This is a genomic window from Phaeobacter sp. CC-HEC084 (assembly GCF_059429255.1).
In genome coordinates, this window is record NZ_JCAIJQ010000009.1 from 1,082,519 (window position 1) to 1,096,115 (window position 13,597).

General features: G+C 61.8%; 12 protein-coding genes and 1 tRNA gene. 3 read left to right on the plus strand and 10 right to left on the minus strand.

The annotated features are described in order from the left end of the window. Positions 1 to 133: 133 nt before the first annotated feature. Positions 134 to 1,621, plus strand: a complete 1,488-nt coding sequence (locus AC5SSZ_RS22325; RefSeq protein ID WP_495440151.1) for a methyl-accepting chemotaxis protein — start codon at positions 134 to 136, stop codon at positions 1,619 to 1,621. Positions 1,622 to 1,786: 165 nt separating this feature from the next. Here the strand turns inward: AC5SSZ_RS22325 and AC5SSZ_RS22330 are convergent. Then, a tRNA-Arg gene (locus AC5SSZ_RS22330) sits at positions 1,787 to 1,863 on the minus strand. Between the two features lie 158 nt (positions 1,864 to 2,021). On the opposite strand from AC5SSZ_RS22330, the gene AC5SSZ_RS22335 reads away from it, so the two are divergent. Beyond that, positions 2,022 to 3,047 (plus strand): LacI family DNA-binding transcriptional regulator, encoded by a 1,026-nt coding sequence (locus AC5SSZ_RS22335; RefSeq protein WP_065271896.1) that lies wholly within the window; start codon positions 2,022 to 2,024, stop codon positions 3,045 to 3,047. Beyond that, positions 3,047 to 4,261 carry a winged helix-turn-helix domain-containing protein gene (locus AC5SSZ_RS22340; RefSeq protein WP_495440153.1) on the plus strand — a complete coding sequence of 405 codons (1,215 nt, stop codon included), beginning with the start codon at positions 3,047 to 3,049 and terminating at the stop codon, positions 4,259 to 4,261. The genes AC5SSZ_RS22335 and AC5SSZ_RS22340 overlap by 1 nt, the downstream gene beginning before the upstream one ends. A 25-nt stretch (positions 4,262 to 4,286) precedes the next feature. Here the strand turns inward: AC5SSZ_RS22340 and AC5SSZ_RS22345 are convergent, their stop codons facing one another. The 9 genes from AC5SSZ_RS22345 to AC5SSZ_RS22385 all read right to left on the minus strand — a co-directional run bounded on the left by AC5SSZ_RS22345 (position 4,287) and on the right by AC5SSZ_RS22385 (position 13,424). Further along, complete coding sequence (locus AC5SSZ_RS22345) at positions 4,287 to 5,204, minus strand: helix-turn-helix transcriptional regulator (protein WP_274867921.1); 918 nt, start codon at positions 5,202 to 5,204, stop codon at positions 4,287 to 4,289. Between the two features lie 144 nt (positions 5,205 to 5,348). Continuing rightward, complete coding sequence (locus AC5SSZ_RS22350) at positions 5,349 to 5,807, minus strand: acyl-CoA thioesterase (protein WP_065271893.1); 459 nt, start codon at positions 5,805 to 5,807, stop codon at positions 5,349 to 5,351. 19 nt (positions 5,808 to 5,826) lie between these two features. Beyond that, positions 5,827 to 7,032: a benzoyl-CoA 2,3-epoxidase subunit BoxA gene (gene boxA, locus AC5SSZ_RS22355; protein WP_274835225.1), complete on the minus strand. Its 1,206-nt coding sequence runs from the start codon at positions 7,030 to 7,032 to the stop codon at positions 5,827 to 5,829. Next, positions 7,033 to 7,206 (minus strand): hypothetical protein, encoded by a 174-nt coding sequence (locus tag AC5SSZ_RS22360; protein ID WP_165832684.1) that lies wholly within the window; start codon positions 7,204 to 7,206, stop codon positions 7,033 to 7,035. Positions 7,207 to 7,306: 100 nt separating this feature from the next. Next, the gene (gene boxB, locus AC5SSZ_RS22365) at positions 7,307 to 8,758 is read right to left on the minus strand and encodes a benzoyl-CoA 2,3-epoxidase subunit BoxB (RefSeq protein WP_065271891.1); all 1,452 of its coding nucleotides are present in this window, start codon (positions 8,756 to 8,758) and stop codon (positions 7,307 to 7,309) included. Positions 8,759 to 8,809: 51 nt separating this feature from the next. Next, on the minus strand, positions 8,810 to 10,468 hold the full coding sequence (gene boxC / locus AC5SSZ_RS22370; RefSeq protein WP_065271890.1) for a 2,3-epoxybenzoyl-CoA dihydrolase: 1,659 nt from the start codon (positions 10,466 to 10,468) through the stop codon (positions 8,810 to 8,812). A gap of 142 nt (positions 10,469 to 10,610) precedes the next feature. Further along, the gene (locus AC5SSZ_RS22375; RefSeq protein WP_495440157.1) at positions 10,611 to 11,066 is read right to left on the minus strand and encodes a DUF309 domain-containing protein; all 456 of its coding nucleotides are present in this window, start codon (positions 11,064 to 11,066) and stop codon (positions 10,611 to 10,613) included. Between the two features lies 1 nt (position 11,067). After that, positions 11,068 to 11,889, minus strand: coding sequence for an alpha/beta fold hydrolase (locus AC5SSZ_RS22380; protein ID WP_495440159.1), 822 nt, complete (start codon positions 11,887 to 11,889; stop codon positions 11,068 to 11,070). Then, entirely contained in the window at positions 11,886 to 13,424 is a 1,539-nt protein-coding gene (locus AC5SSZ_RS22385) for a benzoate-CoA ligase family protein (RefSeq protein WP_495440161.1), read from the minus strand. Before AC5SSZ_RS22385 ends, AC5SSZ_RS22380 begins: the two co-directional genes overlap by 4 nt. Positions 13,425 to 13,597 lie beyond the last annotated feature (173 nt).

Here is a 13,597-nt window from a genome sequence, read left to right on the forward strand (position 1 = left end):
TTATGGTGAATTAAAATCATTTCACCACAAAGGTTTAGGTCGGTATTCTTGTAACTTTCACGCACGTCTTTAACTAGTCATCAAATGCTGCAAGGCAGAAAGATCACAAGTTTAACAAGGGTACGGGCGTCACATGTCATCCACAGGTCATCAGAGTTTTTTCCAGTGGTTTTCTCTTGATACCGATAGCAAGGATCTGATCGCCCAGACCGAAAAACTGCTCGTGCCACACCTCGGCCGGGTGCTGGAGCGGTTTTATGATCGCGTGCTGGAACGCGAGGAAACCCGCCGTTTCTTTGCCGATGACAAGGTGGTTGCCCACGCCAAAGCGGCCCAGAAGGCGCATTGGCAGCGGCTGTTCTCGGGGCGGTTCGATCAGGAGTATTTTGATTCCGCTGCTCGGGTCGGCAGGGTCCACTACGAGTTGCGCCTGCCTTTCATTCAGTATCTCGGCGGCTATTCCTCGGCCGGGGCTGATATGATGGATATTCTCGTCCGCAAGCGGATGACCAGCCGGACGGTGCTGTCAAAACAGGTACAACTGGTGAACCGGTTGATGATGGCCGATTGCGAGCGGGTGATCGCCTCGTATTTCGAGGCGCAGCATGCCGAACACAGCAAGGCACTGGACGTGCTGACCACCGGTATTTTCGAGCTGGAGAAGGGCAACCTGACCAGGCCGATCCGACAAGAAGACGGGATTCCGCCACGGTTCGACGGGATCCGAGAATCTTACAACAATCTGCTTGGCCGCTGGTCTGGGATCATTTCCGATGCCACAACACGCGCCAATTCGGTTGCCGACAAAATCAGCTCAACCTCGGAGCTGACACGGGAAATGGCAGAGCGCGCTGAACAGCAGGCGGCCACCCTGGAAGAGGCCGTCGCCGCCGTCAGCCATGTCTCCGCTGGCACCACCGAGGCCACCCATATGGTCGAGAAGGCCAGCCGACACTCGGACTTGAACCGCAAGGATGCCGAAGAAGGCGGTCTTGTGGTGGAGAGGGCCATCGAAGCGATGGAACGTATCGAAACGTCCTCGTCTAAAATCGCCAAAATCGTAGATGTGATCGAGGATATCAGTTTTCAGACCAACCTTCTGGCGCTGAACGCCGGGGTCGAGGCGGCCCGCGCCGGAGAGGCCGGGCGCGGATTTGCCGTGGTTGCCTCCGAGGTGCGCTCGCTTGCGGCGCGGGCGTCGGATTCCGCGAACGAGATCAAGGCCCTGATTGCCGAAAGCTCGATCCACGTCAACGATGGCAGCGATCTGGTTCGCGCCACGGGGCAAAGCCTGTCCGGCATTCGTCAAGGCGTGATCGACGTCTCGCAGCTGATGTCGGAAATCTCCGGGGTAATCTCTCGTCAATCGCTCAGCCTGCAGGAAATCGACAGCAGCATGAGCGATCTGGGCCAGACCACGCTGGATAACGCCACCCGGGCGGGTGCGGTTTATGAAACCACATCGAAGCTTGCCGAGGATTCGGGTCGACTGAAGACCAGCATGGATGGGTTCAGCACGCTTGGGCTTCATGCGGTGGGCGGAGCCGAGGGCCGGATGGACCGGGAGTTCGAAGCTTATCTTGCGACTCAAGAAGCTGAGCTTGACGCCAACGCCGCCTGAAAACCGGGTGCGCGGGCACGACCTGACCGCCGCTGACACTGGTCGGTGGCGGTGCCTGGTCTGACATGTTGCCAACGCGAAACGGCAGAACATGGGCAACCGAATACGGCGTCTTTCCAGTTCTGTGACCCGGACCCCAAACATGATCTTCCAATAGTTGATCACTGGCGACCCCGGCAGGATTCGAACCTGCAACCTGCCCCTTAGGAGGGGGCTGCTCTATCCAGTTGAGCCACGGGGCCGCGCGTTTCAGGCGATAGCAAATCACATCTGCCATCACAATGCTATGTGGCTGTGTGGTCGTATTTTTCAGATCCGGCAGGTCGGCGTGGTTGCCATTGTGTTGTCATCGCCGTCTGCGCTAACATCGCTCAGGAAACAATCAAAGAGGTCCACGCCCGTGACCACCGACAACAAGCGCCCGCTCACCCTTCGTGATGTCTCGGAAGCCACAGGTGTTTCGGAAATGACCGTCAGCCGGGTGCTGCGCAACCGCGGGGACGTGTCGGAAAAGACCCGTACCAAAGTTCTGACCGCGGCCAAGGAACTGGGCTATGTGCCCAACAAGATCGCCGGCGCGCTGGCGTCGAAACGGGTCAATCTGGTGGCGGTGATCATCCCCTCGCTGTCGAACATGGTCTTTCCCGAGGTGTTGACCGGGGTGAACAAGGTGCTGGAAAACACCGAGCTGCAGCCAGTCGTCGGGGTAACAGACTATCAGCCGGAAAAAGAGGAAAAGGTCCTTTACGAGATGCTGTCCTGGCGGCCCTCGGGGGTGATCATCGCCGGGCTGGAACATACCGAGGCGGCGCGCGCCATGCTCAATGCTTCGGGCATTCCGGTGGTCGAGATCATGGACACCGATGGCAAGCCGGTGGATGCGATGGTCGGGATTTCGCACCGCCGCGCGGGCAGCGAGATGGCCAAGGCGATCCTCAAAGCCGGCTACCGTCACATCGGCTTCATGGGCACCAAGATGCCGCTGGACCACCGCGCCCGCAAACGCTTCGAAGGCTTTACCGAGGCGCTGGCCAAGGAAGGCGTCGAGATCGAAGATCGCGCCTTCTACTCTGGCGGCTCGGCGCTGGCCAAGGGGCGCGAGATGACGGCGGAAATGCTGGAACGCTCTCCGGATCTGGATTTTCTTTATTATTCCAATGACATGATTGGGGCCGGCGGGTTGCTGTATCTGCTGGAGCAGGGCATCGACGTGCCGGGGCAGATTGGTCTTGCGGGTTTCAACGGGGTTGAACTGTTGCAGGGGCTGCCGCGCAAGCTGGCCACCATGGATGCCTGCCGTCAGGAAATCGGGCGCAAGGCGGCGGAGATCATTGCCGCGCAGCTGGAAGATCCCGACGCCGAGATCGAACGCCACGTGACCCTGACCCCGACCATCGCCTATGGCGATACGCTGAAACGGCGCTGATGGCGCGGGCACGGCTGGGCAACCGGGCGGCGCGACGGCTGTTTCTGGACCGGCACGCGCTGCTGGAGGCGCCGAGCGGCCCATCAAAGGGCGCTGACCTGCTGGATCTGATTTCGCGGCTCGGGTTTGTGCAGCTCGACAGTATCAACACGGTCGCGCGCGCGCATGATGTGATCCTCTATTCCCGCAGGCCCAGTTATCGCCCCGCCCATCTGAAACGCCTGTACGAGGCGGATCGGGGACTGTTCGAACACTGGACCCACGATGCCGCCGTGATCCCGATGGCCTATTACACCCATTGGCATCTCAGGTTTCAGCGCGATGCCGATCTGCTGCGCAGCCGCTGGCGCAACTGGCGGCGGGACGGGTTCGAGGCGCAGTTTGCCACCGTTCTGGAACATATCCGCGATCACGGGGCGATCAGCTCATCGGATATCGGCAAGGACGAGAAGAAGGGATCGGGCGGCTGGTGGGACTGGCATCCCTCCAAGACCGCGCTGGAATACCTATGGCGGTCCGGCGCGCTGACGGTGGTCGGGCGCGAGGGGTTTCAGAAACGCTATGACCTGACCGAGCGGGTGATCGACGAACACCTGCACCCGGGCGCCGCGCCTGTGGATGTGGCGGCGACGGTCGACTGGCTGTGCAATGGCGCGATGGATCGGTTGGGTTTTGCCACCTCGGGCGAACTCGCGGCCTTCTGGGATACCGCTTCGGCCACTGAGGCAAAGGAATGGGCAGCGGCGCAGCTGCAATCCGGTGCCCTTGAGGAGGTCGAGATCGAACAGGCCGATGGTGGCTGGCGCCGGGTGCTGGCGCGCCCGGGGACGGTGGAACAGGCCAAGGCGTTGGGTCCGGCACCGGGGCGGATGCGGGTGCTGAGCCCCTTTGACCCGGCCCTGCGGGATCGCAAGCGGGCCGAACGCCTGTTCGGCTTTCACTACCGAATCGAGGTCTTCACCCCCGCACCCAAGCGCAAATACGGTTACTACGTCTTCCCGCTGATGGAGCGGGAGCGTCTGGTGGGGCGGATCGACATGAAAGCGGATCGCGGCGCGGGGCAGCTGAATATCACCGCCGTCTGGCCCGAGCGCGGGGTCAGCTGGTCAGCGCCGCGTATCGGCAGGCTGGAGGCGGAACTGGACAGGGTGGCGCGCTTCGCCGGGCTGCAAACCGTTGCCTTCGCCGATGATTGGTTGCGCGACCCGATATGAGACAAGCCTGCGGATGCAATCCGGATCAGCCGGTAAAGCCGCGCTCCTGGACCATGGTGATCAGGCTGGCCAGAGACTGATCCACGGTCTGATCCGAGGTGTCCAGTTGCGCCAGCGACCTGCCATACAGGGCCTCGCGGCTGGTCAGGATCGAGCGGAGCTGTTCCATCGCCTCGGGGTTGCCCGCCATCGGGCGTTCATCGCCCTGTGCCCGCACCCGCGCCATATGTTCATCGGGCCGGGCCTTGATCCATATGGTGTGAAAATGCGCCAGAACGTTGGTGTAGGTCTCCGGTTCGGCGACGATGCCGCCCGCGACGGCCAGGATCAGGCTGTCATGGGTTGCGATGATGCGGTTGATCGCCTGCGCCTCCAGTTGGCGGTAGCCTTCCTGGCCGTAAAGCGCCATCAGTTCGGACACCGGCATGCCGGACTGGCTTTCGATTTCGCTGTTGAGCTCGACAAAGGGAATACCAAGCTCCTTGCCCGCCATGCTGCCAAGGGTCGATTTGCCTGCGCCGCGCAGACCCACCAGACAGACGCGCCCGGCGCGCTGGGTTTCCGGCGTCTGCGGCGCCAAGAGGTCCAGAACCGCCTGCTGGATGCTGCTGGTGGCGCCGCGATAAAGATCCGCCACCCGCACCGCGTCCGAGGTCCAGGGATCCTCTTCGCCGATCAGCCATTCGATGCGGTGATCCAGCGCCACGGCCACCCGTTGCAAGAGGCCGATGGAGATATTGCCCTCTCCGGCCTCTAGCTGCGCCAGATAGCGCGGTGACACACCCGAACGGTCCGACAGAACCCGGCGCGGAATGCCCTTGCGCTCGCGTGCCTTGCGGACCCGTTCCCCCACGCGTGAAATCAGGGCGGGAACGACCTGGTCGATCTCGCTTTTGTCCTGCGCGGGCCGGGTTTCGCCCCGGAAATTGGTGATCTCACTCATGCGGCGCCGATATATGAAACATAATGCACAAACTTAAGGCGCTGCCGCATCCGGTTCAAATGAAAACCGGTACGGGCGCGGCTGCGGAGTGCATTATCTTGCGGGACCCCACGTCAGTGGGGCGCGGGAGCGGGGAATAGGAACCTAGGCCGGGCGCAACCGGGGTTCGACCACGGCGCGGTAATCCGGGGGTGCCGCCTTGGCGGTGAAATTGGTCGGATCGATAAAGACGCAGGTAAAGGTGCCTTCGAAACACAAAACACCGTCCTGCCGTGCATCCACCCGGAAGGTGATCGATTTGGTGCCGAGCTTGCAGGGCCAGACCTCGCACATCAGCCGATGGCGCGGGGTCACCGGAGAGCGGAAATCGATGTTCATGTTCACGAAGGGCGTGCCGGTGCCGCGGTCCAGTTCCATCTGGAACCAGCCATCGCCATCCAGGTTATGTTCCCACCAAGCATCGATCGCCTCCAGCGCAAAGGCGGGCAGGCGGCCGGTATAGGCGATCTTGGCCGGATCGCAGTCGCCCCAGCCGACGCGGATTTCGTGCACGAAGTTCTCCGTCCCGGCGTCCTGTCCGGCGGGGGCGATCTGGTCTGTCATCTGGGTTTTGTCCTGCGGCTCAATAGGTTTCGACGTGGTAACGTCCGTCGGTGCGCATCTTATCGCGCAGTTCGGCCCAGTTCAAACCATGGGAGCGGGCAATATCACGCAAGGCTTCTTCGACGCCTTGCTCCATCGCCTTCAGCCCGCAGATATAGATATGGCCCGCCGGGTTCTGCATCAGCGCGGCAACCCGGTCGGATTCCTCGCGCAGACGGTCCTGCACGTATTGCTTGGGCGCGTCCTCCTGCCGGGAAAAGGCAAAGAGCTTGGTCATGAACGTATCGGGGATCTTTTTTAGCGGGCCGAAGTAGGGCAGCTCACCCGGGCGGCGGGCGCCAAAGATCAGGGTCATCTTGCCGGTCTCATGCGGTGCCTCACGCAGGCGGCGCATGGTGAAGGCGCGGAAGGGGGCCGAGCCGGTGCCGGTGCAGATCATCATGAGGTCAGCAGCCGGATCCGAGGGCAGCAGGAAGGTGGCGCCGAAGGGCCCCGTCACCTGTACCTCGTCGCCCGCAGCAAGGTCGCAGACATAGTTGGAGCACAGGCCCTGTTCCTCGCGTTTCACGGTCAGCGAGATGTTGTGGTATCCGGGGCGTTCGCCGTCGCGCGGGCTGGAGACGGAATAAAGCCGCGGCAGATGCGGTTTGCCTTCGGCGTCTGTGCCGGGGGGGATGATACCGATGCTTTGGCCTTCGAGCACCGGAAAGGGCAGGCCCGCCGGATCCAGGATGATGTGCCGTACATCGCTGTCGCTGTCCTTGTCGGTCAGCCGGTAATTGCCCTGTACCTTGACCCGGGCCGGTTTGCCGGGGGTGTACATGTTGATCACCGGCTTGCTGGCGCTCGCGGGGGCGGTTGCCTTGCCGCCCGCGCCGGCATGGGCATCGGCCAGCAGCGCAGCAACGGCATCGTCCATCGCCTCGACATCGCCTTCGGCAGCGTCGCCGCCGGAAATCTCTTCCTGCTCGGGCAGTTCCATCCATTCGAACTGCTCATCCACCGAATAGGGGGTGTTCACCACCCGCCATTCGTCGATTGAACCGGTCGGGCAGACCGGGATGCAATCCATGCAAAAATTGCATTTCTCCGCGTCGACCACGACATTCATGTCGTCATGTTCGATCGCCTCTTCGGGGCAGGTCATTTCGCAGGTGTAGCAGCGGATGCAGATCTCTGGATCGATCAGATGCTGTTTCAGCGGCGCGGTGGGGGCGTTGGTCATTCAGCTTCTCGGCGCTTTTTTGAGGATCGCATCGGGCACGGTCAGCGCATCGATCAGCTCGCGACACATGCCGACACAGTCGGAACAGCCCACACAGGGGCCTTTGAGGCCATTGATCTGAACCGACACACGGTTGGCATTGGGCGTTTCAGCTTGGCTGCGGGTGATGTCCATCTGGGGATCCTCCGGTCTGGCTGTTGAATTCCGGCGCCTGCCGGTCAGTGTGACAGGCGCCGACAAAGAGAGGGTTAAACCCTGTTTTTCGCCATGTGGCTTATGCCATGTGCAGTTTCACGTATTCGAAGTCGCCCGGCTTGTTGTCGATGCCGACCTTTGGCGGCGAAATCCAGCTGGCGTATTTGCCCGGCTCGTAGACCGGCTTCATCAGCGACTGGATAAAGGCACCGTCTTCCTTGTTGGGCAGCCAGTCCTTGACCTTGGCGTCCCACTGCTCTTGCGAGATGATGTTGCCTTCGGGGTCGCAGCGCACTGCGGAGAATACGCCGATCTGGCGGTGGAAGCCTTCGTGCGGCAGCTTCATTTCGAATTCGATACCGTGCTTTTCGATGATCTTGTTCCAGCGGCCCACGCCACCTGCGGCGTCTTTGACGTAGTCGTCGCGCAGACGCATGTTGATCGCGGTCAGGGCGGGGACCTCTTCGGCGACGATCTGACCATCCTTAACGGTGCGTACCACGTAGGTGTCGTTGGTCAGCTTGTGGTCGTCTTTCAGGCGCATTTCCATGTAACGCCCCTTGATGCCCGAGTTGAAGGCATTGGCGGCGTTGGTGGAAACTTCCTGACCAAAGAGATCCAGCGACAGCGTGTAGTGCAGGTTCAGCTTTTTCTGGATGGTGGGCAGGTCAATAACACCCAGGTCGCGGATCTTGTTGATGTCATAGGGATCGGTGATCCCGGCCTTGTTCATCGCTTCGCAGGTGGCCTGAATGGTCCGGCCCACACCGGTTTCGCCCACGAACATGTGGTGCGCCTCTTCGGTCAGCATGAAGCGGCAGGTGCGCGACAGCGGGTCAAAGCCCGATTGTGCCAGCGATTCCAGCTGCATCTTGCCGTCGCGGTCGGTGAAGTAAGTGAACATGAAGAAGGACAACCAGTCCGGTGTTTCCTCGTTAAAGGCACCCAGCATCCGCGGCGCCTCTTCGGAGCCGGAGGAGCGGATCAGCAGCTCGTTCGCTTCTTCGCGGCCATCGCGGCCAAAGTATTTCTGCAGCAGGTAGACCATCGCCCAGAGATGGCGGCCTTCTTCGACGTTGACCTGGAACAGGTTGCGCATGTCATAGAGCGACGGCGCGGTGAGGCCCAGGAACCGCTGCTGCTCGACCGAGCCCGGCTCGGTATCGCCCTGAATGACGATCAGGCGCTTCAGCATGTTGCGGTATTCGCCCGGAACCTCCTGCCAAGCAGGTTCGCCATAGTGTTCGCCCATGGGAATGGTGCGGCCTTCGACCTGCGGCGCCAGCAGCACGCCCCAGCGGTATTCCGGCATCTTCACGTAGTCGAATTTGGCCCAGCCTTTGGGGTCGACCGAAACCGCGGTGCGCAGGTAGACCATCGATTCCTGAAAGTTCTGCGGGATCAGGTCGTTCCACCAGTTGATGTAACCGGGGTGCCATTTTTCCAGCGCCTTCAGCACCTTCTTGTCGCTGGACAGGCCAACGTTGTTGGGAATCTGGGTGTCATAGCTGACATTGATGAGATCAAGCATATCGTTCCTCCGTCACGCGGCGCCGCCTTGGGCTACCGCTGTATTTCCTGGTTACACGCGTTCCATGTTGTATTCGCCGCGCTGGCCGGTGCCGTAGCGCTGCAGGGCGCCATCGCTGCCCACCGCGTTGGGGCGCTGGAAGATCCAGTTCTGCCAGGCGGTCAGGCGGCCAAAGATACGGGTTTCCATCGTCTCGGGGCCGGCAAAGCGCAGGTTGGCCTCCATGCCGGTCATCGCATCGGGGCTGAAGCTGGCGCGTTCCTCAAGGAAGATGCGCACCTCGTCCTCCCAGTCGATATCGTCAAAGGCATAGGTCACAAGGCCCAGCTCTTCGGCCTGATCGGCCTCAAGCGGCTCACCGATATGATCGCGCAGCGCCTCGACCGACTCGGGGGTGCCGAGGAACCGGGTCTGAAGCCGCGTCAGGTCGTTGCCCATCGGATAGGTGCCAAAGTTCCCTTCGCTGAGCGTGATGGCGGCCAGCGGGCGATTGTCGCCTTCGAATTCCTCCAGCATCATGTAGGAGCGGTCGACGGCCCACAGCAGTTCCGCCAGCGGCCCGGCAAAGCAGGAGCCGTGCTCGACCACGGCCACCAGCGAGCGCGAGGTCATGTCGACGCGTTTCAGCAGGCGCTTCCAGTACATCAGGATTTCATTGGCCAGCCAGTGATCGCGGTTGTTCAGCAGCAGCGCCTCATGCGCTAGCAGTTTTTCGGCGTCACCTTGGGTCTGGAACACCACGGTGCCGACTTCGCGTTCATTGAGGCGCAGGTGCAGAATGGCATCGTCCAGCTCGCGCGCCAGACGCAGCAGGTAGGTCTGATCGCCTTCGGCCTGGAGCGCAGCGGTATCTGCCGGGGCATCGCCATCGGGGCCTTTCAGGGTCACGGTGGCACGGCCGCCTTTGCGGTCGATTTCGACCTCGACCAGCGTATAGGTGATCGAATCTTCGCCAAAGCTGCGGGTGATCGGACCCAGGGTGATACCGGTCAGCCCGTCTGCCTTACTGCTGGCAGCAGCAAATTCCTGGGCGCGTTGGGCAACGGTGTCGGCGAATTTCGAATTCGGTACCACCTCATCCACCAGACGCCAGTCAACGGCGCGCTGGCCTTTGACGCCTTCTTCGACCGAGCAGAAGATATCGGCCAGATCGCGGCGCACCTTGCGTTTGTCGGTGACGCGGGTCAGCCCGCCGGTGCCGGGCAGAACCGCCAGCAGCGGCACTTCGGGCAGGGCGACAGAGGAGGCGCTGTCATTGGTCAGCATGATGTAGTTGCAGGCGAGGGCCAGTTCATAGCCACCACCGGCGCAGGCGCCCTGAACGGCGGCAATGTATTTCTGACCCGAATCCGCTTCGGCGGCCTCGTAGGTGTTGCGGGTCTCGTTGGTGAATTTACAGAAGTTCACCTTGTGGGCGTGGCTGGCGCCGCCCAGCATACGGATATTGGCGCCAGCGCAGAATACCTTGTCCTTGCCCGAGCGCATGATCACCACCTTGACCTCGGGGTGTTCGAACCGCATCCGCTGCACGACGTCGGACAGCTCGATGTCGACGCCCAGATCGTAGGAATTGAGCTTCAGCTGGTAGCCGTCGAACAGCCCGCCGTCTTCGTCCACATCCATGTAGAGGTTTGCGATGGGGCCATCATACTCCACCCGCCAGTGGCGATACTTCGAAGGGTCGGTTTGAAAATCGATTGCCTGGGGCATGTCGCGCTCCTGAGTTCTGTTGTGAGTAACCTACCGCAGCTTTGCAGGCTGGCAAAGGAAAAGATGCATAATAGTGCCTTTTTTCGGCATAATAATGCAGAATATTGCGGTGTAATTGCGGAATATCCGCTTTGACAATGCATTATAGTGCACTTTTTGTGGTGTTCTCGGTCTGGCGGCGAAGGTCCAGCAGCTGCGCCCGAATCTGATCCTCCTGCAGGTCTGCGGTGATCCACAGCGCCCCTGGCAGGTCGGTCATCTGCGCGTCGGCGATATCGCAGAGCCGCTTCACTGCGCGCGGGCGCTGCATCTTCTGCTTCAGCGCTGCATTCGCGAGCTGGATCATCCCCTGCACTAGTCGTCGTTCGACCGAGGGATCAGGCAGGGCCATCCAGACCGCTTCCCAGACCTCATGTGCTTCCCAGAAATAACCGGTCCGGAAATACTGACATCCGGCACGCCAGGCGTCTGACGCGAAAACAGCCCCAAGGGGCTGTTCCGGTCTTGCTGTCTCGCAGATCGCATCGAAGGTGCCTTCCGGATGCCGGGGCGTCTGGCCCGGGATATGGGCGTGCGGCGGATCCGGAAAACGGGCCATGTCAGGCGGTTTCGACCTCGGCGGCCTCGATCCGGGCCAGACGGCTGGTGAATTCGGCGACCGCGTCGATGACCTTTTGTGGCTGGTCCTGTTGTGGGCTGTGGCGACAATCCTCCAGCACCAGCATATCGCAGGGGCAATAGGTGCGTTCCTCGATCACCTCGACCTGGGCGAGGGTGCCGTATTGGTCCTCGCGGCCCTGAATGGCCAGAACCGGCACCCGCAGATAGTCGATCACATCTGCAACGTCCCAGTCACGGAAGCCTTCGTCGAGCCAGGCATCGTTCCATCCGCGGAAGGCGCCATCGGGGTCTTTATGGTATTTCGCCAGCTTTTCCTTCAGATCGCCGCTGTCATAGGCCTCTTTCGCCTTGGCGATTTCCGCAAGGCCGCCCGGTTCGGTGAAGAAATGCGGGGCCATCAGGATCAGCCCGCGCACCCGGTGATCCAGCACGCTGCCGCCGTAGATCGCCGCGATGGTGGCGCCGTCGCTGTGGCCCATCAGCACGCCATGCTCCAGCCCGATGGCATCCAGCAACCCGGGCAGCACGTCCTTGGCCTCGCGGGTCATGAAATCGAGCGGCCGGGGCAGGGTCACCGGATCGGACTGGCCATAGCCCTGACGGGAATAGACAAAGACACCCCAACCGGTGGCCGCAGCCAGTTTTTCGGGGAAATCGCGCCACAGCGCCACGCAGCCCAGCCCTTCGTGCAGCAGCACAAGGGTTGGCGCCTGATCCGGCGCAGGCCCATGGCAGGCATATTCCAGATTGGCACCGCCTGCCGTGACCGTGCCACTTCCACCCCATTCAAACGCCATCATGCATCCTCCCGCAATTTGAAGCGCTGGATCTTGCCGGTTGCCGTCTTGGGCAGGTCGTCGGCATAGACGATCCAGCGCGGATATTTCCACTTGCCGACCTTTTCCTTCACAAACGCCTTGAGATCGGCGGTCAGGGCGTCGTTCCCGGTCCCGTCCTTCAGCACGATATGGGCCTTGGGTTTTTCCAGACCTTCTTCGTCGCGGGCGGGCACAACGGCGGCTTCCAGCACGGCAGGATGGGCGACCAGCGCCTGTTCCAGCTCAAACGGAGACAGCCAGATCCCGGAGACCTTGAACATATCGTCGGTACGGCCACAGTAGATGAAACGCCCGTCCTCGCTACGTTCGTATTTGTCGCCGGTCCGGGTCCATTCGCCTTCGAAGGTACTGCGGCTCTTGCCTCGCTGGTTCCAGTATCCTTCGGCGGCCGAGGCACCGCGCACCAGAAGTTCGCCGATGCCGCCTGCGGGTACTTCTTCGTCGTTCTCGTCCACCAGCCGCAGTTCGTACCCCGGCACCGCCACGCCGGAGGTGCCATAGACCACATCGCCGGGCGCGTTCGACAGGAAGATATGCAGCATCTCGGTCGAGCCGACACCATCAAGGATTTCAACGCCCCAGATGTCTTCCCATTTGCGGCCGACCTCTTCGGGCAGGGCCTCACCTGCAGAAATGCAGCGGCGTAGGGGCGCGTCAGGTTTCTCGGCGGTTTCCAGCGCCGCAACCGTGGCCGCATAAAGCGTCGGCACGCCGCAATAGAGGGTTGGCTTTTCTGAATCGAGGATCGACAGCACCGAGTCCGGTGTCGGACGGCCATCGAACAGGATGGTGGTGGCGCCCGCCGACAGCGGGAAGGTCATGCCATTGCCCAGCCCATAGGCGAAGAACAGTTTTGCCGCCGAGAAGATTACATCGTCCTCGGCCACCTGAAGCACCTGCGCGCCATAGGTGTCGGCGGTGGCAGCCAGCGCCCCATGCACATGGCGCACGCCCTTGGGTTGCCCGGTGGAGCCAGAGGAATAAAGCCAGAAGGCGGTTTCATCGGGGCAGCAGGCCACGGCCTCCATCGGCTCTGCCCCGGCAAGGAAATCCTCGAAACTGTCGCAGCTCTCCGGCGTTTCGTCGCCGATCACCACGACGCGCTGCAGATCCGGGCAGGCAGCGACGGCGGGCTCTACCACCGGCCAGAGTTCGGCGCTGACAAACAGGATGGTGGCGCGGCTGTCTTTCAGGATGACCTCGTAAACCGAGGTGGACAGCAGGGTGTTGAGCGGCACCGGCACGACACCGGCCTTGAGCGCGCCCCAGAAGATCTGCGGGAATTCGATCTGATCCAGCACCAGCATGGCGGCGCGGGATTCGCGGGCTATGCCCGCCCGGCGCAGGGCGCCTGCCATCCGGTCCGAGCTTTCGGCCAGATCGCCATAGGTAAGCTGCCGCTGCGCGCCGGCGGCCTCCCGGAAGGCCACCTTGTCCGGGCGCTCGCTCCGGTGGCGATCCACAAAATATCCTGCCGCATTGCCGCTGGGTGTCATCCTCGCTCCTCCCTGATGTGCCGCGGAAGGCGCGGGGCGCTCCGGCGGCCTGCGCGGCCCTCCCCGGCGGCGCAGTCTTGATCTGGGACGGATTAATGCACCGGTCGCAAAATAATGCAACATATCGCTGCAATAAACTGCACTATTTTGCACATATTTCCGCTGATGCAAGT